The following is a 21,051-nucleotide window of genomic DNA, read 5'->3' as shown; positions in this document are numbered from 1 at the left end:
ACGGGCTTGTTACTTAATCGTTTGACGCAGAGACGCTCCTCTCTATTTTTACGGCCGAACGTCTGCTCGCACCAGTCTATGAAATTGCCCGTTTATTCAAAATATGATCGAGTACTGCAACTGATCTTCATCCCGATTAACAGTTGTATGTTAAGCTGGATTATTATCGGCAATAATTACTGGACAAACTGGGTAACGTTCGGAGGGGCAACAGTAATAACGGCCGGGTTTACGTTTTCCGTCTGGATGATCGGCAACTACATGGGGCTGAAGATCAATGCGCAGCACCCTCATCCCCGGCAGTACGTGATGCGGGCCTTGCTGCGGTTTATGGCATCGGCGGCCAACGCCAGCCTGCATGCCCTGGTGCTTTTCAACGTCTTTGTTCAAATTCAGTTGCCGGGCTTCACGGCTGATCCGGTTCGACTGCTTTTTAGTGTGCTGTTCGTGATGGTATCGGTGGCCATCGTCATGATTGTCTACGAAACGGTGGATAGCTACGACAACTGGCAAGTCGCTCAGCAACAGATTGAAACCCTGACCAAGGCGCAGATGCAGGGGCAACTGGATGCGCTTCGCCAGCAGGTCAATCCGCATTTTCTGTTCAACAGCCTCAATTCGCTCACTGCCCTGATTAGTGAGGACCCCCGAAAAGCGGAGACCTTCAGCGAAGAACTCAGCTCGGTTTATCGATATCTGCTACGTAGCAACGAGGCTCCACTGGTTCCTTTGTCCAGTGAGCTGGACTTTGCTAATTCGTACTATCATCTGCTGAAAACGCGGCATGGCGAAGCCATTTCGCTCGTAACGCACATACAGCCCGGTTTGGAGTCGCGCCAACTCCCCCCGCTCACCCTGCAACTACTGATTGAGAACGCTGTCAAACACAATATCATCCTGCCCAGTCAACCGTTGACGATCGCCCTGTCGACCGATGAACAGCAGCGCCTGGTGGTGAGTAATAATTTACAGCGTAAACCGAGCCGGGCACTGAGCAACGGGGTAGGGCTGAGCAACATTCTCACCAAGTACCAGATGCTGGGGCAGCCTACGCCCACCATCGAAGATGATGGACACGAGTTTCGGGTAACCCTGCCGTTGGTATAAGCAGAAGGGCTTCAAAAGCGGCATGATGGATAAAATCTAAGCGAGTAGTTGGTTCAGCGACAGTTGATCAGCGTTGACTGAACGTTGAAAGGATACCCCTCCTATTTTAAGCGCGGATCGAAAGGGTGAGGCTCAATAGTGATGAGTTGAAGATTTTTGTGTTCCGGATGTATCGGATTGAGCAGGTAATTATGTTCAGAAGGCGATTGGGCGGAAGGTACCCGCATAATCCAATATCTGCCCTCACGAATCCATCGCTCGGCTATATCGGCTAATTCGTCCAGATAAGGCCAGCTTTGCCAGCCGTCGGGTAAAGTTCCTGACTCCTTAATCATTATGGATGAATTGTCTGGTAGACTAACTGCTACCAACACCCTTCCTGTGGGTAAGGCTGGTGAGTGAGCCAGTACTTCCAGCTTGGCCAATGATATATGCTCGGTTAAATAAACAATTGGTGTCCCACGTCGGTGCCAGCGCCCCGGAGCAAATAAGCCACCCGTTCCGTTCAGGTCGGAAGCGTAGCGGTCATCAGCAATTCGATAAAGAATCATGCCCTAAAGCTAATGGTACTCAGCATCCCGTTCTACTATCTCCGTTTTTTGAGGAGAATGTCCCCCTGACATCAGGAGAATATACCGTGAAGAATGCGATTCAACTCATCCATGACGTATTGGCGGCCAATCATTGAGGTAAGCATATCAACCGGGCGTTGATTACCCATAGCAGGAATTTTTGTCTGAAGCCACGTATCAAAGTCGGCTTGATTTCGGAACACCTCAATGCCTTTAGCATATAATTCCGACAAGGAGATAGCCTTCTCCGTCTCGTCCTGCGTGAGCCTCGATTTAGCACGTATACGGCGTTGGTAAGTACTCTCAGATATTGCCAGAATATGGCTCATTTCTTTGTTCGTAAAACCGAAATTAGTTTGGAGGTAAGCAACGGATTCCATGGGTAATCCTTCCTTAGCCACTTCAATAAGGTCAAATTCATGGCGAACTGGCCTGTTGATAAACCGATCACCGCCTAAACCTTCGATTATTTTACGAATAGAGACCTGCATAATCAACTGATAGTTTTATTTCTGTCATTTGATAACGACTTGTCAAAGGTAATCATTCAATCGTGTAGTCAAAATACGGCGCTGTTAATACCTTTGCCCTCAAGTCAATTAGTCCATAACTCATTTAGTCAATTCATGGAGTATAGAATCGAGAAAGACACGATGGGCCAGGTACAGGTACCGGCCAATGTGTACTGGGGTGCCCAGACCCAGCGTTCCATCGAAAACTTTAAGATTGCCCAGGACATCAATAAAATGCCCCGCGAGATCATCCGGGCGTTCGCGTACCTCAAAAAAGCAGCCGCACTGACTAACCTCGACGCGGGCGTGCTGCCGCAGGACAAAGCCGACCTCATTGGCCGGGCCTGCGACGAAATTCTGGAGGGTAAACTCGACGATCAGTTTCCGCTGGTGGTTTGGCAAACTGGATCAGGTACGCAGTCGAACATGAACGTGAACGAGGTTGTGGCCTACCGTGGACACGTACTGCAAGGCGGTCAGCTTACCGATGAAAAGAAGTTTCTGCACCCCAACGACGACGTCAACAAATCGCAGTCGTCGAACGATACGTTCCCAACGGCCATGCACATCGCGGCCTACAAGATTCTGGTGGAGGTAACAATTCCGGGCATCACGAAATTGCGCGATACGCTGGCGGCCAAGTCGCAGGAGTTTATGCACGTCGTGAAGATCGGCCGGACGCACTTCATGGATGCCACTCCCCTGACCGTAGGGCAGGAGTTCTCAGGCTACGTCTCGCAGCTCGATCACGGACTGCGGGCCATCAACAATACCCTGGCGCACCTGTCGGAATTGGCTTTAGGCGGTACGGCCGTGGGTACGGGTATCAATACGCCCCCCAACTACGCCGAGAACGTAGCCAAACACATCGCCGACCTGACGGGATTGCCGTTCGTTACCGCCGAAAACAAGTTTGAAGCCCTGGCCGCTCACGATGCGATCGTTGAAGCGCACGGTGCCCTGAAAACCGTAGCCGCCAGCCTGATGAAGATTGGTAACGATATCCGGATGCTGTCGAGTGGTCCGCGGGCGGGCATTGGCGAATTATTTATCCCCGACAACGAGCCCGGCAGCAGCATCATGCCGGGTAAGGTGAACCCGACGCAGTGCGAAGCCATGACAATGGTGGCTGCGCAGGTGATGGGCAACGACGTAGCGATCAACATCGGCGGCATGACCGGTCACTTTGAACTGAACGTATTCAAGCCGGTGATGATTTACAACTTCCTGCACTCAGCCCGGTTGATCGGCGACGTCTGCGTATCGTTCAACGACAAATGCGCTGAAGGTATCCGCCCGATTGAGGAGAACATTACGAAGCACGTGAACAACTCGCTCATGCTGGTTACGGCGCTGAACACCAAGATCGGTTACTACAAAGCTGCCGAGATTGCGCAGACGGCCCATAAAAACGGCTCAACGCTCAAAGAAACGGCCGTTCAGCTCGGCTACCTGACCCCCGACGAGTTTGATCAGTGGGTTGTTCCAGGTGATATGGTGGGAGAAATTAAGTAAATAGATTATTGAGCTGGGGATGTAGTGACAGGTTCTGAACCTGTCACTACATCCCCAGCTCAATAATCTATACTGCATAAGTTTGCATCATTTATTTAACTGACCTTTAAGGTGCCTTTAAGTCCGCTTTAACATCTGCTTTTCATATTTACTCTACAAAACCACAGTAGAAAAGCAGATGGAACGAGCACATGCCATTTCAGACAAGTATTCCTGTTTCGACAGCCTAATGAGTGCCCTGCGCTTTATAAGTTCCCTGCTGGAGGATCGACCAACGGGTTTGTGCATCACCTACGGTCCCGATAAACGCTACTACGTTGTCGAACCTGGTGGCTACCAGCAACTGAGCGACCTTGGTCACGAAGTCATTTCGCTTTTTTAATAGTTGCAGGAATGTTGGGATGAACAATGGAAATTAGTAAAATGAGTCAGTAAATCAGTTTACCTAATTTGATAGCTAAAAAGCCGGAAGATTCTGCTCCCGGCTTTTTGTTTGTTAGGTATTTAAGTAAACTTGAGTGAACAGAGATTAATTCGTTCGTCAGATTTCTAGCCCCTTCTCAAATGAGCACGTCGTTCGCTTTACCGTTTCAGGTGCCGTATTCGATCAATCCCCGTTTTTCAAAACCAGTCGTTTATTTTTCGATGGAAGTCGCTGTCGATCAGGCGCTCAAAACCTACTCGGGTGGTTTGGGCTTTCTGGCCGGTTCGCACATGAAAAGTGCCTATGAACTGGGGCAGAACCTGATCGGCGTCAGTGTACTGTGGAAATATGGCTACTACGACCAAATTCGCAGGACTGATAACACGATGGATGTGCAGTTTCGGGAGAAGATTTACTCGTTCCTGCAGAACACCGGAATCGAATTTACGATTGACGTGTTTCGGCGACCGGTGCGGGTGCGGGCCTATTATCTGAAACCTGATACGTTCCAGACCGTACCGTTGTTCTTCCTGACGACCGATATTGACGGCAACGATCAGGCCAGCCGATTGATTTCGTACCGGCTTTACGACAACGATGTGCGGCTGAAAATCGCTCAGTGTATGCTGCTGGGACTGGGGGGCGCGAAACTGGTCGATGCGCTCGGCTTCGCGCCGGAGGTATATCACTTCAACGAAGCCCACGCTTTACCGGCCGCTTTTCAACTTTTTCAGCAAGTCGATAGTGTGGAGAAGCTGCGGGAGAAACTGGTTTTCACGACCCATACGCCCGAAGAAGCCGGCAACGAAAAGCACGACATTAACTTGCTGAACGACATGGGCTTTTTTGGGGAGGTTCCTCTGCCGACGGTGCGGGAGATCAGCGGTATCCACGACGATGTGTTTAACCACTCGCTGGTGGCGCTGCGCCTGAGCCGAATAGCCAACGGGGTTTCCAAACTCCACGGCGATGTCGCCCGGCAGATGTGGGGCCGTTACGAAGGGATTTGTCCAATCATCCACGTTACCAACGCCCAGAACCAGCAATACTGGACTGACCCCGCCATCGAAGCCGCCCGACTCGCTGGGGATGTTGAGGCTATTGCCCAGCGCAAAAAAGAACTGAAAGCCACCCTGTTCCGGGTAGTGGCCGACCAGGTAGGTAAGCTGTTTGATCCCAACGTACTGACGCTGGTCTGGGCGCGTCGGTTTGCTGCGTACAAACGACCGGACTTATTGACCGAAGATGCCGACCGGTTTGCGCGATTGCTCAACCAGACGAAATACCCCATTCAGGTCATCTGGGCGGGCAAACCCTACCCGATGGATGCGGGGGCCATTGAAATTTTTAACCGTCTGTATTTCCTGAGTCACCTTTTTCCGAACATGGCCGTACTGACCGGCTATGAACTAGGCCTGTCGAAACTGCTGAAAGACGGAGCCGACGGCTGGCTCAACACGCCCATCGTAACCCGCGAAGCATCGGGTACCAGCGGGATGACGGCCGCAATGAATGGTGCTGTAAACATCTCAACGAACGACGGCTGGATACGGGAGTTTGCCAAACCCGGCGAAAACTGTTTCCTGGTGCCCACGGCCGACCCCGAGCTACCCTACTACGCCCGCGATGCCCATGACCGCGATCATCTTTTTACCTTCCTGGAAAACGAAATCTTACCAATGTACTATGAGCGCCCGGCGGACTGGCAGGCGCTTGTGCTACGCAGTATGAACGATGTCAACGCCTTTTTTGGGGCTAATCGGATGGCTGAGGAGTATTACGAGCACGTCTATCAATGAGGACCGTACTAACGCGTCGGCACGAAGGCCAACGCTACCCCGTTCATGCAATACCGCAGGCCGGTGGGTTCAGGACCGTCTTCAAATACGTGGCCTAAATGGGCGTCGCAAACGGAACAGCGCACTTCGGTCCGGTTTCCGTCGGGCTCGGTGTAGATCGCATTCGGAACGATGGGCGCGTAGAAGCTTGGCCACCCTGTACCCGATTCAAATTTGGTGTGAGACGCAAATAGTGGGTTGCGACAGCCTGCGCAGACGTACGTACCTTGCCGGTGTTCGTTCGTGAGCGGGCTGCTGTTGGGCCATTCCGTCCCCCTGTCCCGCATAACGCGGTACTGCGCCCAGGTCAATAACCCGCGCCATTCCGCATCTGTTTTTTCAACCCGTCGGTTTCCGGGTGATGTAGCGCCGACTGGTCGACGGTGGGGTGGGCGAGGGAGGGCAAAAAACGTTCCGTAGGTCCACAAGCCTACCCCCAGCAGTACGGCAATCAGCAGAAATAAGCGGTTCTGTTTCATAGGTATACCTACTAAACAGAACCATCGGGCCGTCCGGTTCAGCTACCGATCGCTACCTTACGCAGAATGGAATCAATCACCTGCAAGGTCGAAACGCCATCGGCTTCCGCTTCGTAGTTGAGCATGATGCGGTGGTTGAATACGTCGGGGGCTACTTCTTTGATGTCCTCCGGTAATACGTAATCGCGCCGGTCGAAGTAAGCGAGGGCTTTAGCGGCCAGATTGAGGTTAATACTGGCCCGGGGCGATACGCCGAACTGAATGTAGCGGGCTTCGTCGCGGAGGTTGTACTCCATGGGTCGGCGTGTCGCGAACACCAGTTCGATGATGTAGCGTTCGAGCGTTTCGGAAATGTTGATTGCATTGATTTCATCGCGGATGGCAACCAGATCCTCTTTGTCGAGCACCGGCCGCACTTCGTAGTCGAAGTTCATGTTCGACATCCGGCGCATCACCTCCAGTTCATCTTCCTTGCTCAGGTAATCAACGAACACTTTCATCATGAACCGGTCGACCTGAGCTTCGGGCAGCGGATACGTACCTTCCTGCTCGACGGGGTTCTGCGTGGCCAGCACCAGAAACGGACGGTCGAGTACAAACGTTTCTTCGCCGATGGTCACCTGTTTTTCCTGCATGGCTTCCAGCAGGGCAGCCTGCACTTTCGCCGGCGACCGGTTTACCTCATCGGCCAGGATCAGATTGGCAAATATTGGCCCCTGCTTTACTTCAAACTCAGCGGTTTTCTGGTTGAAAATCATCGTACCGATCAGGTCGGCGGGCAGCAGGTCCGGTGTGAACTGAATGCGCTGAAAATCAAGGTTCAAAACCTTGGCCAAGGTGTTAATGGTCAGGGTTTTGGCCAGGCCGGGAACCCCTTCCAGCAGAATATGGCCACCGGTAAACAGGCCGATCAGCAGGCGGTTGAGCAGGCGTTCCTGCCCCACCACGACCTGGCTCATCTCGCTGAACACCTCGCGAATTTTTGTATGGTATGTAAATGTCGTGGCTTGCATTGGTTGTAGTATGTAGTTTGTAGTGCGTAGTTTGTTGTTGGTTAACACAGCGAGTAAGACACGCCTGTCAACGACGAACCACTAACTACAAACAAATTAACCGAAAACCTAAAACGTTGCCCGAACGCTGCGATCTTTCCCGTGGATGTCCTTGTACACCTGAATCTGCCGGAAGCCGCGTTCTTCAAAAACCTGACGGGTTGCTTCGCCAAAACGCTCGTTGATTTCAACGTAACAGGCACCGTCTTTCGTCAGGTGACGGGTACAAAAATCAGCAACGGCCTTGTAGAATACGAGTGGGTCGCTATCATCGACGAACAAAGCCAGGCCGGGTTCATAGTCCAGCACGTTGCGGTCCATAGCGGCCGCTTCGGAACGGGTGACGTAGGGCGGATTACTCACCACGCAGTCAAACTTGCGCAGTTCGGTGTCTGTTACGTTCAGGATGTCCTGTTTTTCGAACGTAACGTCGGCATTGAGCTGATCGGCATTGCGCCGGGCCATAGCTAGGGCTTTGTCGGACACGTCCCAGCCCATCACATCGGCCTGTGGAATGAACCGGGCCAGCGTGACGGCAATACAGCCGCTGCCGGTGCCAATGTCCAGAATCTTTACCAAGTCGGTACGTTCGGCAAAGTCGTGCATAATCAGCCGGACCAGATCCTCGGTCTCGGGTCGTGGAATCAGCACATCCGGCGAAACCTCAAATTCCAGCCCGCAGAAGATCGTTGTGCCGATAACGTGCTGAATGGGTTCCTGCTGGTTCAGCCGACTCACAATCTGCGACCAGTCTGGCTCCGTCCGGTTGGGTGGTAAGGGCTTATCAGTCAGTACGTCGGTCTTGCGCAGGCCGAAGTAATGATCCAGTAACATAAAGGCCATCTCCCGCGCTTCTTCAGGCGGATACCCCTTTATTTGTTGTGTGAGCTGTTGATATAGTGGTTTGGCCGTCGCCATTCGATTCAGTCAGGTAGTACTAATTTTGTGTAAAACTAAAGAAGTTTTCGGTTTACGGTTTACCAGGACCAGTTTTGGACACCGTGTATTTCCCAAAAATTAATAAGCAAAACCTTAGATGGAGATTTTCTCGCCTATGAACGAACGCTTCATGCTCCGCGCCCTTGAACTGGCCACATTAGGGCGTGGTTCGGTCAGTCCAAATCCGATGGTTGGCTGTGTGATCGAACACGAAGGCCGGATCATCGGTGAGGGATGGCACCAGCGATACGGCGACGCCCATGCCGAACGAAATGCGATCCGGTCGCTCAGCCAGGAGGGGGAAATCCTGTTGCCCGAAAGCACGCTCTACGTGACGCTGGAGCCCTGTTCGCACTACGGCAAGCAGCCACCCTGCGCTGATTTGCTGATTGAGAAGCGCGTGAAGCGGGTGATCTGCTGCAACGATGATCCTAACCCCTTAGTAGCCGGGCAGGGGTTTTCTAAACTCAGGGCGGCTGGGATTGAGGTCGAAACGGGGCTACTGGCCGAACAGGGCCGGTTACTGAACGCCCGTTTCTTTACGTTCATAGAAAAACAACGGCCGTACATCATCTTGAAATGGGCTGAAACCGCCGATGGGTACATTGCCGGTGAGGGCGGGCAACCTGTGCAGATCAGTGGGCCGTTGAGCCAGCGACTTGTTCACCGCTGGCGGGCTGACGAAGATGCCATCATGGTGGGTACCAACACGGCCCGGACGGATAATCCCCGGCTGAACGTACGACTTGTGCCAGGGCGCAATCCGACGCGCATCGTGATTGACAAGCAGCTCGCCCTGGCTGCTGACCTGAATCTGTTTGACAATACGCAGCCGACACTGGGCTATAATTTCATTAAGACCGAAACGGTCGGGCAGACCAGCTACATTCAGCTTAGCCCAGACAAGCCGTTCCTGCCGCAACTGCTGGCCGACCTCTATGAACGCCGGATTCAGTCCGTGCTGGTCGAAGGAGGTAGCACATTGCTGCAATCGTTCATTGACGCGGGTCTTTGGGACGAAATGCGGGTGTTCCGATGCCCCAAGCTGCTCGGCGCTGGTATCAAAGCCCCCGCAATTCAGGGCAGGCTGGTAAGCCAGGAACAGATAGGCGACGATACATTACTCGTGTGCCATCCGTAGCATGCCTTCGGTCCAGACGCCTTTAGCGCGCAGCGACCGGTCCACCCGGACCAGATTGGCCACGTAGCCCGGCTGAATCCGGCCCAACGTATCACCCAGGCTGATGATGTCGGCCGGGATGGTTGACGCTTTTCGCAGGGCATCGGTCAGCGATAGGCCGACGCGTTCGACGCACACCCGTACGCAGTCGAGGAGCGTAATGGCGGAGCCGGCCAGTTTTCCTTCGAAATTGACGTAGCGGCCCGGTCCGTTGGGGTCCGTTTCGTAATGCACCACAAATTCGCCCAGCGAAAACTCAGTCCGGGGGCCATCTATGCCCGGCACTTTGGCAAACAGCGCATCCGAAATCAGGAACAGTCGGTCGCCGAGCAGCCGGTGGGCAATGCGGATGGTAGCCGGATCGCAGTGGTAACCGTCGGCGATGATGCTGGCCCGGACGGTGGGGTGGTCAAACACAGCCCCGACGACGCCCGGTTCGCGACTTTCATAGCCCCGCATGGCGTTGTAGAGATGCGTAGCGAGGGGAATGTCGTTGTTCAGCGCCGTGATGGCCTGCTGATACGTAGCGTTGGAATGTCCCAGCGAAAGCAGCGTGTTCGGGTGTTTGAGCCGCTGGATCATGGCCAGTTCTTCCGTTGTCAATACTTCGGGAGCCAGCGTCAGGATACGGATGGCATCGGCGTTGGTACTGAACAGGGCTTCGAGTTCACCTTCAGCAGGCGTCCGGACGTAAACGGAGCTGTGAGCACCGCGTTTAATTGGGTTGAAATACGGTCCTTCGATATGGATACCGGGTACGCCAAAGGGATTTTCCTGGCGCACTACCTGCACCGCCGATGTAGCCTGCTGCATGATTTCCAGCGACGTGGAATTGATCGTGGGCAGCAACGTAGTCGTGCCGTTGCGGAGGTGGGTTTCGTAAATGTGCCGGACCGTATCGGGGGTGGGTTGTTCATTCAGAAGCTGGTGCGAACCGCCATATAGTTGCAGATCGACCATGCCCGGTACCAGGTAATCGCCTTGAATGTCAACAGGTTCCTGCGCGGAAAGTGGGCTGGCAGAGACTTCCTGAATCCGGCCGTTGGCGACGCGGACAAAGGCGTTTGAAATAAAGTCAAAACCGGTGAAAACGGTGGCATTCGTGAAGACAAAATCGGAGGAGGAAGTCATAAAAAAGCAACCGGCCGCAGGGCGAAAACCGGTCGACAAGTTTACGAAACCCCTGGCAGATAACCGCAGGAATTCGATTGAGTGCCACTGAAACCGCTACGTTTCCTGTTTAATCAGTTCAACGGGGGCTGCCAGCCACTGCCGGGCTGCTTCGGCAAATTCCTGCATGTGCGGCATCTGGTTGTGAGCCTGAAGTCCGGCTTCGTCGGTCCAGATTTCGTACATGATGAACCGCTCGGGGTGTTCGGGGCTCTCGTACAGTTCGTAGAGAATACACGCGTCTTCTTCGCGTACTTTTGGAACCAGGTTGTACAGGCCGTTGCGCAGGTCAGCTTCGGCACCCGGCCGGGCGATGATCACGGCAAAAACGGTTAGCGCCATAAGGGTAGTTTGGGTTGTATGTACGGAGCAAAGTAGATTATCAGCCGGTCTCTACTCACGCTGCCAGATGGCCCAGGCTTTTTCGGCCTGAAGTTCCAGCATTCGCAAGCCGTTGAGCGCATCGGCACCGCGCTCACGCCCGTAGTGCATGAACCGGGTTTCGGCGGGATTGTACACCAGATCGTATAGCAAATGCCGGTCGGTGAGTTGGTGGTAGGGGAGAGCCGGGGCTTCGTCGGTGTGTGGATACGTACCTACCGGCGAGCAGTTGATGAGCAGTTGGTGGGTCTCGATCAGGTCGGGCACGTTGTTGTAAGCAATCGTCGTATCTGTTTTGGTACGGGACACCATCACGAACGGTACCTGTAAATCCGTCAGCGCGGCCGTAACGGCTTTTGATGCGCCACCGGTGCCCAGAACCAGCGCCTGGATGCCAATGGTGGTTCGGCCAAGCGCCTGTAACCAGTCTTCGAGCGACTGCCGGAAACCGTAATAATCCGAATTAAAGCCGGTTCGTGAGCCATCTGGTTCGAGCCGGATTACATTCACTGCACCTACTTTTTCGGCAGATGCATCCAAGCGATCAAGGTACGGCAGCACCGCCTGTTTGTGAGGAATAGTGACGTTCAGTCCGCGTAGACCGGGCGTTTGCAGCAGGTCGGGTAGCGCGGTAATATCGGGGAGTTCGAACAGATCGTAGCGGCAGTCAGTGATACCTTCGCGGGTAAATTTTTCGGCGAAATACCGCTGGGAGAACGAGTGAGTGAGGGGATAACCAATGAGTCCGTAACGCTTCATGGCCGCGAATTACACAGATTTGCGCGGATAAAGAAAACCCCGCCATTCAGAAAATAGCGGGGCAAGAGATGCTACTAAGGCGAAACCGTACGCTACGCAGGGGTCCGGCGCAGCCGTTTTTTCAGTACTTCGACCAGAATCGGCATGACCGACAGGCCAATGATACCGAATACGACCAGTTCGAAATTTTTCTGAACAATCGGGAAGTTCCCGAAGAAGTAACCCAGCAGCGTAATGCTCGTTACCCACAGCACCGCACCCATGATGCAGAACTTAATGTAGGTGCCGTAGTTCATGCTGCCGGCCCCGGCCACGAAAGGCGCGATGGTCCGGACAATGGGAATAAAGCGGGCAATAATCACCGTACGGCCGCCGTATTTGCCATAAAACTTTTCGGTTTCGGAGATGTATTCTCGTTTAAAGAACAAGATTCGTTCGCGCATCTTGATCTGATTCCCCAGAAACTTCCCGACAATGTAATTGACGTTGTCGCCCGACAAAGCCGCGACGATCAGCAGCGGGATGATGACCTCCACCCGTAGTTCATTGGTGTCGCGGGCGGCCAGTGCTCCGGCTGCAAACAGCAGCGAATCACCCGGTAGCAGCGGCATAACAATCAGCCCGGTTTCGGTAAAGACGATCAGGAAAAGGATCGCGTACAGTAATATCCCGTAGTTATTGGCCCACGCGTCGAGGTAGCGATCGAGGTGCAGCAGAAAATCCAGAAGCGATTTGATTAGTTCCATCGTGTTTTGTTGCGAATCATGGCGCCGGACTCAGGGCTTCACGCTTCGGAAAGATTAGTGTTTACCATTACCATTCAGAAAGTGCATGAACGTATCCCCACGCAGACCAAGCCGGATGGTTTCCAGCGGAATTGACTCGTGCGGAGCAATATTACCCAGGTTCACATTCGCTCCTAATAGTTTAACGAACCAGACCTGTTGTTCTTTCTGCGGAGCCTCCCAAATAATACTTTCGAACGGCACCTGCGTCAAAATTTCCTCCACCAGACCCTGACGCACTTCGCCACTTGACCGGAACAGGCCGACGGTTCCCCCCTCACGGGCTTCGCCGATTACCTTCCAGGCCCCGGCTTCCAGTTCGGCCTTCATGAGCTGAATCCATTTGTAAGGCGGGATAATCTTAGCCTCATCTTTCGACCCGACCTCCGACAACACCGTCACCTGCGTAGCCAGTTGCTGAATGTACGATAGTTTGTCTTCCTGCTTCATGTCGATGGAGCCATCCGAAACCTCAGCGTATTGAAGATCATACTTGTCCAGCAGTTTCCGGTAATCGTCGAATTGATTACGGATAACGAAAGCTTCGAAGAGGGTACCGCCAAAATAAACGGGAACGCCTGCTTCCTTGTAGATGCGAATTTTGTCGGCCAGATTCGGAGTCACGAACGACGTTGCCCAACCCAGTTTTACAATATCAACGTAAGCCGCCGATGTCGACATGAAGTCTTCAGCTTCCCGAAGGCTCAGGCCTTTATCCATGGCCATGGTTAATCCGTATTGGCGGGGCTTGACGGTGCGTTCGGGTATCTGCGTTAGCGTATAATTCATTCAGTATACGTAGTAGGCGAGTTAAAAATCGCCCAAAAGTAGTACAACTGCCGAAAACCTCGCAAGAAAGTCCATAAATAATAGCATGTGGAGAGCGTTTAGCTTAGTTAAATACTATTTTTGGCGGCTATGGAATCTACCTCATCGAATCCGCGCCTGGACTTCTTCCGCTCACTCATCGGGCAATCGACGCAACACAGTCCCTCCCCGTTTGGTCGTTGGCTGCACGGCACTTTGCAGTCTGTCGAGCCTAATCGGATGGTCGCTACGTATGCTGTTCGGGAAGAGATGACCAATCCGACTGGCGTGTTGCACGGGGGTGCAGCCGCGGCCATCATGGACGAACTGGTCGGTATGACGGTCTACGCTCTGGGTCGCGAATACGCCTATACGTCCGTTAACCTGAACGTTGATTTTCTGAGTGCGGCCCGGCTGAACGACGTATTGACAGCAACGGCTCAGATTGTGCGAGCCGGCAAAAATATCATCCACTGCGAAGCCACCATCACGGCCGCCGATGGGAAGATTATCGCTAAATGCGCCACGAATCTGCTCCAGACGTCGGTTAGATTGCCGTTTTAGACGTCTGATACTCAGCTACAGTCATTGCAGAGGGTATCCAGAGTTTTAACTATTTTACCCGGTGTTATGCTTTGATAATGTCGGGCTTTTAACTATCTTTGCACCCTCATTTCCAAAATTATACATAAGTCATGTACGCAATCGTAGAGATCGCAGGGCAGCAATTTAAAGTCGAGAAGGGCCGTACCGTCTATACCCACCGGTTAGCAGGCGACGCGGACGCTGCACTTGCCTCCGACCAGGTAAAAGTCCTGCTGGTCGATAACGACGGGAGCATCAGCGTAGGCGCTCCGACAGTCGATGGCGCGACGGTTTCAGCCAAAATCGTCGAACACCTCAAAGGTGAAAAAGTGATTGTCTTCAAAAAGAAGCGTCGCAAAGGCTACAAAAAGAAAAACGGTCACCGTCAGTACCTGACGAAGGTGTTAATTGAAGATATCACTGTTTAATGTGTAGAGGTTTGCGGTTCGTAAGTTAAGGTTGCAACGCCATCCGACTATAAACCACAAACTACAAACTCCCTTAAGAAAATGGCACACAAGAAAGGTGTAGGTAGTTCCAAAAACGGCCGTGACTCGATCAGCAAGCGTTTGGGCGTGAAGCTCTTCGGCGGCCAGAAAGCCATTGCCGGCAACATCATCATCCGCCAGCGCGGCACAAAGCATCACCCTGGCCGTAACGTAGGTCTGGGTAAAGACCACACGCTGTTCGCACTGGTAGACGGTACGGTTGAGTTCCGCCAGGGTCGCGACCGTCGCTCGTACGTACACATCGTTCCGGCAGGTCCGTCGGCGATTGAAGTGGCCCCGGTAGCAACGGCTCCAGCCGCCGAAGCAGCTCCGGCTGAGTAAGTAATACGCTGATGGGTCGGTTAATCTGGCCCTATATCAACGAAGTTTTATAAAAACGCCCGGCACTTGTGTCGGGCGTTTTTGCTTCACGTCGAAAACTAAAAAAACGTCGGTACTGTTAACCGGGGGAACGGTTGCGGAATACCCGCAATACTGAAAATTGTTGTACTATGGATTCTTTGCTGAGTCGACCCATATCTATTTTCACGGAAGGTAGCCCCAATCCGAACTCAATGAAGTTCGTCGTCAATTTTGAACTGGTCCCCGCCGGTCTTTCATTTGACTACGCCGAACCGGGCGATGCCCTGCTGGATGGGAAAGCCTCACCGCTGGCCGTTGCGCTATTCGGGTTCGAGTTTGTACGCCGGGTGTTTATCGCCGGAAATTTCATCACCGTCACTAAAGACGACGCCACTGACTGGGACGACGTCTTGTTTGAGGTGAAGTTTTTTCTGAAGCAGTACTTCGAAGAAAAGAAACCGGTGTTTGCACAGCGGACTATGGACGCCAACACAACCCGGGTGGAAGTAGATTCTGAAACGGTACAGAAAATTAAAGCGGTGCTGGATCAGTACGTTCGGCCGGCCGTTGAATCCGACGGAGGAGCTATTAATTTCCATTCATTCGACGAGCCCACCGGTACGGTGAAAGTGCTCCTGCAAGGCTCCTGTAGCGGTTGCCCTTCTTCAACGCTTACACTAAAGGCAGGTATCGAAAATTTGCTGACCCGCCTGGTGCCGGACGTAAAGCAGGTCGAGGCTGAAGGCGTCTGATGAGATTGAACGTTAGTAAACGAATAGGGAATAGCGGAGGAATAGGATAGAGCCTTTGTTATTCCCTATTTGTTGTTATTTCGTTTACATACTTCGCCCGCTTACTCAGATCTGGTATCTGCTCGCAAACGAGAACAGCAGATTGACGTTTATTTGGCGGGACGCTTTTCCAGACAACCTGCACATTCATGAAACATACACTGCTGGTAGGATTATGCTGGTCAGTGAGTACGGCCTGCATGGGCCAGAACTTATTAGGCATAGCAACCAGCCCGAACGGGGGAACCAATCGGCTGTACCTGAATCCCGCGTTCGCGGCAGACTCACCCTACCGACTCTATCTAAATGTACTTTCGGGCAATGCCCACGCCAACAACAACTACGTTCGCTACCAGGCTCCATTTTCGCTGGTCCGTCTGCTGAGTGGCAGCGTACCGAGCCAGTATAAACGACCCGATGGAACGCTGGAATTCGCAGTGGACTACACGGATGAAATTCTGGACGGTAAACCCAAAAATGGGACTGTCTGGGGGGAAGTGCGGGGGCCATCGGTGCTGATGAAAGTTGGTAACCGGGGTGGGTTGGGCATAACCACCCGGCTGAGAGCCGCGGCTCAGGTAGTTGGCGCATCGGAAGCGTTGTTGTCGGCCGTCAGGGTCGGGTTGAGCGATGGCGCTTTGTATGGTATCCCGGCAAATGATAATCAGTTCGGGGCCAATACCAATACGTATAGCGAATTGGGCCTGACGTATGCCGGAACGATCTGGGAGAATGACGGCGAACGGCTTTTTCTGGGCGCAACGGCAAAGGTATTGCTCGGTTACAACGCCCAGCATTTTATCAACCGTGGGCTGAACTATCAGTTAGTAGCCGATCAGACGGCGCCTAATGGTGTAGCTCTGGAGGTGAACCGCCTGGATGCTACGCTGGCCTATACCAGCATTCAGCGGAACCGTAACCTAAGCCCGCGTACGCTTTTCAGCCCGTCGCCGGGTCGTGGCGTTGGGCTGGATATCGGTCTGAACTACGTGTCGCAGGCCGATCCCGATAGCCCAACCTGGCGCATGGGCGCGGCCGTGACGGACATCGGTAGTGTTCGCTACAATGGTACGCAGTATACCTACGGCGATGCTGAAGGAGAGCTGCAGGGCGTTCGATTCCGGACCGATGATTTTAACAACATTCAGAACCGAAGTCAGATTCTGGAAACTATTCAGCAACGGCTCAATACAGGCCGTAGTCCGGATCAGAACCGGTTCCGGGCCGGATTGCCTACATCGCTGAACCTGACCGCCGATTACCAGTCGCCCGATGGATTGGGGATCGCCGTTACGTATTTGCAGGACCTGCGCGCCGAAGCAGCTATGGGTGTTCACCAGCCCTCGTTGGTGGCCGTAACGCCCCGTTTCGATGTGTATGCCGTTGGTATTGCGGTGCCGGTTGTGTACCTGAATCGGGGCTTAACGGCCGGACTATCGGTCCGTGTTGGCCCTGCGTTTCTGGGAACTGATAACCTGCTGGGCCTGATCGGTAACGAACGAAACGGTATTCGTCCGCGCGGACTGGATGTATACGGCGGACTGGCGTTTGGATTTGGCCGCGCCGAAGAGGAGTAACAGCCGAGTTTAGGCCTGAAAAGCCATTAGGGCGGCTCTTTGGGTAGAACAAACTGAGTTTTTCTGTATATTTGACCTATTCGCGCCCGAACGTAGGTGTCAAACGGGCCGATGCCCGGGTCGCCCATGACCGAACGAACCACCTTCTTTAATACCCCGCTTTCGTATTTAAAAGGCTTAGGGCCTCAGCGGACCGAACTGCTTAACAAGGAACTGAATCTGTTTACGTACGGGGACCTGATTCAGTACTATCCTTTTCGGTACGACGATCGCACGCGTTTCTACACCATCAGCGAATTGATGGAGTCGATGCCCTCGGCGCAGGTACGTGGCCGGCTCCGCGACTGGTATTTTGAGGGTGAAGGACCCAAGCGCCGGTTGGTGGCTACGTTTACCGATGGTACCGGCACGATGCATCTCGTCTGGTTTCAGGGCATCAACGCCATTGAAAAATTTCTCCGGCGGGAAGGCGAGTACGTAGCGTACGGAAAACCGCAGTCGTTCAATGGTCAATTCAGCATTGTTCACCCTGAGCTTCAGAACGTAACGCCCGATGCCGAGATTGAGCAGGGTTTCTTTCCGGTTTACAACCTGACGGAAAAGCTCCGCCGTCGGCACCTCGACAGCAAAATGATCGGTAAGATCATGCGCATTCTGCTGGAACTCTCGTGGAATCATATCCGTGAAACCCTGCCCGAATCGCTTGTTCAGCAATACCGGCTCATCGGCAAGCGGGAAGCCCTCTGGAACATCCACCTGCCCCAGAACCAGGCGTGGCTCCGGCAGGCTGAACGGCGGCTGAAATTTGAGGAACTGTTCTATAATCAACTGCGGCTGATTATGAACAAGCTGATGCAGAAGGAGGAGTATCCGGGCCAGCTTTTCCGGAATACGACCCTGATGACGCACTTCTATAAAGAATTGCTGCCGTTTGAACTGACCGGCGCGCAACAGCGGGTTCTTCGGGAAATTTACGTTGATTTTTGCAGTGGAAAACAGATGAATCGGCTGCTGCAGGGCGACGTAGGCAGCGGCAAAACCATCGTCGCGTTCATCTCGATGCTGATGGCTATCGGCAACGGCGCGCAGGCCTGCCTGATGGCTCCGACCGAAATCCTGGCCGATCAGCACTACAATGGCCTGAAACCGTTTGCGGATGCGCTGGGCCTGAACCTCGGTATCCTGACCGGCTCCACGAATCAGAAACGCCGTCGGGTGCTGCATGAAGAATTGCAAAGCGGCCAGATGCACATTATCGTCGGGACGCACGCCCTGCTCGAAGATGTAGTCCAGTTCAAAAACCTGGGCCTGTGCATTATCGATGAGCAGCATCGCTTCGGCGTTGCACAGCGGGCCAAAATGTGGGCAAAAAACCCGACCGTGCCGCCCCATATTCTGGTCATGACGGCTACGCCCATTCCGCGCACGCTGGCCATGACGCTCTACGGCAATCTGGATGTATCGGTGATTGATGAGTTGCCCAAAGGGCGGAAGCCGATCAAAACCGTTCATAAATACGATAAGCACCGCTCCGAAGTGTTCGGTTTCATGCGCCAGCAGATTGAGTTAGGTCGGCAGGTGTACGTCGTGTATCCGCTGATCGAAGAATCAGAAAAGCTGGACTATAAAGACCTCATGGATGGCTATGAAAGCATTCAGCGGGCCTTTCCGCGACCTACATACGAGGTCGGTATCCTGCACGGCCGGATGCTGGCCTACGAGAAAGACGACGAGATGAAGCGGTTCCTGAAAGGCGAAACGCAGATCATGGTGGCTACGACGGTGATCGAGGTGGGCGTAAACGTACCGAATGCCAGCGTGATGGTGATCGAAAGCGCTGAGCGGTTTGGGTTGGCGCAGTTGCACCAGCTCCGCGGGCGCGTTGGCCGGGGAGCGGAGCAGTCGTACTGTATTCTGATGACCGGCTACAAACTGAGCAGTGATACGCGAACCCGGCTCGAAACGATGGTACGTACCAACAACGGCTTCGAAATTGCGGACGTGGATTTGCAGCTTCGCGGTCCCGGCGACCTGACTGGTACGCAGCAGAGCGGAATCATGGACCTGATGATTGCCGATCTGGCCAAAGACGGACCGATTCTGACGGCAGCCCGTGAGTCGGCGCAGCGAATTCTGGAAGAGGACCCGAATCTTGTGCTGCCGCAACACGCGCCCATCCGGAACCACCTGGACAGCATTAAGCAGACCGAAAGCAACTGGAGTCGGATTAGCTAAAAAGTGTTACTTTTAAGAAAACGTCAACCTCGTAAGGTATGGAGTCGGTCGTAGCTGTTCAAAAATTAACGGTAGCGGAGTTTCGGGAGCTGGAGTTCGATGACAACGATACGTCGTGGTATGAACTCATTGATGGAGAACTAGTGAAAAAATTGTCCCCCTCCCCGCTGCACCAGCGTGTTTCGCGCCGAATTGAATTTGTTCTGGAGTTGTATGTGACTCAGAAGAAGATTGGGGAAATGTTTCATGCTCCTATCGATGTATTTTTGGACGGCCACAACAGCGTTCAGCCGGACATATTATTCGTACCGACTGTTAATGCGCCCATAATTACAAATAATGGTATCGAAGGCGTACCGGCGTTGATGGTTGAGATTATATCGCCAACGTCCGGCTATCGGGACCGCGTAACCAAAAAGCTTCTGTACGAGCAGCATGGCGTTCAGGAATATTGGCTCGTTGATCCGCTTGAAGAACTGATTGAAGTGTATCGGCTCGACAATGGTCACTATACCTTGCTCAGTGCGGCTACTGTCGACGAAGGTAAAATCGAGTCGGCGGTGCTGCCCGGCATCATGGTTGACGTTAAAACGCTGTTCGCCGTTTGATTCCCGTTCCTGCTGAGCCGTTTTCATCACCCGTAATCAATACGCCCTTTCCCCTGTACCGACTCGACGGTACACAAACGCTCGTTCACCAGATTGCCCTTCCGGATTACGTCCGTTTCCTCCGGGATCATAACCCACGGTTCTTCTTTCAACAACTTTCAACGCAATTAGCAGCAGAAGGCTGGCTAGTCATTCATCTGTGGGAGGATGTTTGGCGGCAGCGGCCTGATGTTGTACAATCGCGGCTGCGGGCTCTGGTCGGCGAATCGGAGCGTATTCCGGCCCGCCTGACACAGGTTCGGCGGATTGATCAACCAACAGCGGTTCAGTTTCTGACCCAAAATCACCTGCAGGTGCCTTTGGCCGGTCGCTATAAATACGGGTTGTTCCTGCCCGCGCGTTATTTTCGAGTGCTGTCGGATGATTTTCGGGAGAGAAACGTACCGGCTGGCACTACCGAATTGCTGGTTGCTGTTGCTACGTTTGCAGCCGCCCGGACGTTTGCGAATACGTATCGCTCGGTGGAATTGATTCGCTTTGCTAATCGGCTCAACTGCACCGTAGTTGGCGGGTTGGATAAATTGCTGAAAGCCTTCGTCAGTGACCACCAGCCTAACGACGTGATGACCTACGCTGATCGTGACTGGTCGGATGGCCGAAGTTACGAACGGCTGGGATTTGAGCGGCAAATCCTGACCGAACCGCAACAATTCTGGGTCAAACCCGGCGAATGGATTAGGCACTATCCACATCGCCTACCCGACGGCCTGATCGAAAGCCAACTGCCTGACATGGGTTACGTAGCGGTTTACAATGCGGGCAGTATTAAATTTGTCAACGTTTATGAACCACAGAGACGATCAGCGTAACAGCGTCTCACTTCG

The 21,051-nt window shown here is 53.3% G+C and carries 23 protein-coding genes; 13 read left to right on the top strand and 10 right to left on the bottom strand.

The window, feature by feature from the left end; genetic code table 11:
• Positions 1-78: 78 nt before the first annotated feature.
• Positions 79-1,107: a sensor histidine kinase gene (locus BN8_RS17745; RefSeq protein WP_009283296.1), complete on the top strand. Its 1,029-nt coding sequence runs from the start codon at positions 79-81 to the stop codon at positions 1,105-1,107.
• A 101-nt stretch (positions 1,108-1,208) separates the two neighbouring features.
• Here the strand turns inward: BN8_RS17745 and BN8_RS32560 are convergent, their stop codons facing one another.
• A complete protein-coding gene (locus tag BN8_RS32560) occupies positions 1,209-1,658 on the bottom strand; it encodes an RES family NAD+ phosphorylase (RefSeq protein WP_009283295.1) in 450 nt (149 codons plus the stop codon).
• 71 nt (positions 1,659-1,729) lie between these two features.
• Entirely contained in the window at positions 1,730-2,170 is a 441-nt protein-coding gene (locus tag BN8_RS17740) for an Xre family toxin-antitoxin system antitoxin (protein ID WP_040006217.1), read from the bottom strand.
• 135 nt (positions 2,171-2,305) lie between these two features.
• Between BN8_RS17740 and fumC the strand changes: the two genes are divergently transcribed.
• The 3 genes from fumC (at position 2,306) to glgP (ending at position 5,929) form a co-directional block, all read left to right on the top strand.
• The gene (fumC, locus tag BN8_RS17735) at positions 2,306-3,706 is read left to right on the top strand and encodes a class II fumarate hydratase (protein WP_009283293.1); all 1,401 of its coding nucleotides are present in this window, start codon (positions 2,306-2,308) and stop codon (positions 3,704-3,706) included.
• Positions 3,707-3,884: 178 nt separating this feature from the next.
• Positions 3,885-4,088 carry a hypothetical protein gene (locus BN8_RS32940; protein WP_009283292.1) on the top strand — a complete coding sequence of 68 codons (204 nt, stop codon included), beginning with the start codon at positions 3,885-3,887 and terminating at the stop codon, positions 4,086-4,088.
• A gap of 182 nt (positions 4,089-4,270) precedes the next feature.
• A complete protein-coding gene (glgP, locus tag BN8_RS17730) occupies positions 4,271-5,929 on the top strand; it encodes an alpha-glucan family phosphorylase (RefSeq protein ID WP_009283290.1) in 1,659 nt (552 codons plus the stop codon).
• Between the two features lie 8 nt (positions 5,930-5,937).
• On the opposite strand, the gene msrB is transcribed toward glgP, so the two are convergent.
• From msrB to prmC, 3 genes are all read right to left on the bottom strand, one after another.
• Positions 5,938-6,447, bottom strand: a complete 510-nt coding sequence (gene msrB / locus BN8_RS17725) for a peptide-methionine (R)-S-oxide reductase MsrB (protein ID WP_009283288.1) — start codon at positions 6,445-6,447, stop codon at positions 5,938-5,940.
• 38 nt (positions 6,448-6,485) lie between these two features.
• Positions 6,486-7,460, bottom strand: coding sequence for an AAA family ATPase (locus BN8_RS17720; RefSeq protein ID WP_009283287.1), 975 nt, complete (start codon positions 7,458-7,460; stop codon positions 6,486-6,488).
• A 108-nt stretch (positions 7,461-7,568) separates the two neighbouring features.
• Positions 7,569-8,417 (bottom strand): peptide chain release factor N(5)-glutamine methyltransferase, encoded by an 849-nt coding sequence (prmC, locus tag BN8_RS17715; RefSeq protein WP_009283286.1) that lies wholly within the window; start codon positions 8,415-8,417, stop codon positions 7,569-7,571.
• A 136-nt stretch (positions 8,418-8,553) separates the two neighbouring features.
• Between prmC and ribD the strand changes: the two genes are divergently transcribed.
• Positions 8,554-9,579, top strand: coding sequence for a bifunctional diaminohydroxyphosphoribosylaminopyrimidine deaminase/5-amino-6-(5-phosphoribosylamino)uracil reductase RibD (gene ribD / locus BN8_RS17710; protein ID WP_009283285.1), 1,026 nt, complete (start codon positions 8,554-8,556; stop codon positions 9,577-9,579).
• Here the strand turns inward: ribD and nagA are convergent.
• The 5 genes from nagA to BN8_RS17685 all read right to left on the bottom strand — a co-directional run bounded on the left by nagA (position 9,559) and on the right by BN8_RS17685 (position 13,502).
• Positions 9,559-10,749: an N-acetylglucosamine-6-phosphate deacetylase gene (gene nagA / locus BN8_RS17705; protein WP_009283284.1), complete on the bottom strand. Its 1,191-nt coding sequence runs from the start codon at positions 10,747-10,749 to the stop codon at positions 9,559-9,561. The two genes, ribD and nagA, sit on opposite strands and share 21 nt — an antisense overlap.
• Before the next feature lie 96 nt (positions 10,750-10,845).
• The gene (locus tag BN8_RS17700) at positions 10,846-11,130 is read right to left on the bottom strand and encodes a putative quinol monooxygenase (protein ID WP_009283283.1); all 285 of its coding nucleotides are present in this window, start codon (positions 11,128-11,130) and stop codon (positions 10,846-10,848) included.
• A gap of 51 nt (positions 11,131-11,181) precedes the next feature.
• The gene (locus tag BN8_RS17695; RefSeq protein ID WP_009283282.1) at positions 11,182-11,928 is read right to left on the bottom strand and encodes a shikimate dehydrogenase family protein; all 747 of its coding nucleotides are present in this window, start codon (positions 11,926-11,928) and stop codon (positions 11,182-11,184) included.
• A gap of 92 nt (positions 11,929-12,020) precedes the next feature.
• A complete protein-coding gene (locus BN8_RS17690; protein ID WP_009283281.1) occupies positions 12,021-12,674 on the bottom strand; it encodes a DedA family protein in 654 nt (217 codons plus the stop codon).
• Between the two features lie 54 nt (positions 12,675-12,728).
• On the bottom strand, positions 12,729-13,502 hold the full coding sequence (locus BN8_RS17685; RefSeq protein ID WP_009283280.1) for a phosphosulfolactate synthase: 774 nt from the start codon (positions 13,500-13,502) through the stop codon (positions 12,729-12,731).
• A 129-nt stretch (positions 13,503-13,631) separates the two neighbouring features.
• Between BN8_RS17685 and BN8_RS17680 the strand changes: the two genes are divergently transcribed.
• The 8 genes from BN8_RS17680 (at position 13,632) to BN8_RS17645 (ending at position 21,036) form a co-directional block, all read left to right on the top strand.
• Positions 13,632-14,084 (top strand): PaaI family thioesterase, encoded by a 453-nt coding sequence (locus tag BN8_RS17680; protein WP_009283279.1) that lies wholly within the window; start codon positions 13,632-13,634, stop codon positions 14,082-14,084.
• 131 nt (positions 14,085-14,215) lie between these two features.
• Complete coding sequence (gene rplU / locus BN8_RS17675; protein WP_009283278.1) at positions 14,216-14,533, top strand: 50S ribosomal protein L21; 318 nt, start codon at positions 14,216-14,218, stop codon at positions 14,531-14,533.
• Between the two features lie 81 nt (positions 14,534-14,614).
• On the top strand, positions 14,615-14,935 hold the full coding sequence (gene rpmA / locus BN8_RS17670) for a 50S ribosomal protein L27 (RefSeq protein WP_009283277.1): 321 nt from the start codon (positions 14,615-14,617) through the stop codon (positions 14,933-14,935).
• 170 nt (positions 14,936-15,105) lie between these two features.
• Complete coding sequence (locus BN8_RS17665) at positions 15,106-15,708, top strand: NifU family protein (RefSeq protein ID WP_009283276.1); 603 nt, start codon at positions 15,106-15,108, stop codon at positions 15,706-15,708.
• Between the two features lie 188 nt (positions 15,709-15,896).
• Positions 15,897-17,324 (top strand): DUF5723 family protein, encoded by a 1,428-nt coding sequence (locus tag BN8_RS17660; protein ID WP_040006216.1) that lies wholly within the window; start codon positions 15,897-15,899, stop codon positions 17,322-17,324.
• 126 nt (positions 17,325-17,450) lie between these two features.
• On the top strand, positions 17,451-19,559 hold the full coding sequence (gene recG, locus BN8_RS17655; protein ID WP_040006215.1) for an ATP-dependent DNA helicase RecG: 2,109 nt from the start codon (positions 17,451-17,453) through the stop codon (positions 19,557-19,559).
• A 38-nt stretch (positions 19,560-19,597) separates the two neighbouring features.
• Positions 19,598-20,167, top strand: a complete 570-nt coding sequence (locus BN8_RS17650) for a Uma2 family endonuclease (RefSeq protein WP_009283273.1) — start codon at positions 19,598-19,600, stop codon at positions 20,165-20,167.
• Positions 20,164-21,036 (top strand): hypothetical protein, encoded by an 873-nt coding sequence (locus BN8_RS17645; protein WP_051041095.1) that lies wholly within the window; start codon positions 20,164-20,166, stop codon positions 21,034-21,036. The genes BN8_RS17650 and BN8_RS17645 overlap by 4 nt, the downstream gene beginning before the upstream one ends.
• Positions 21,037-21,051: the final 15 nt, after the last annotated feature.

Source organism: Fibrisoma limi BUZ 3, assembly GCF_000296815.2.
Taxonomy (GTDB): Bacteria; Bacteroidota; Bacteroidia; order Cytophagales; family Spirosomataceae; genus Fibrisoma; species Fibrisoma limi.
The sequence above is the reverse complement of the archived record's forward strand: the minus strand, read 5'-3'. Positions and strand labels throughout refer to the sequence as shown.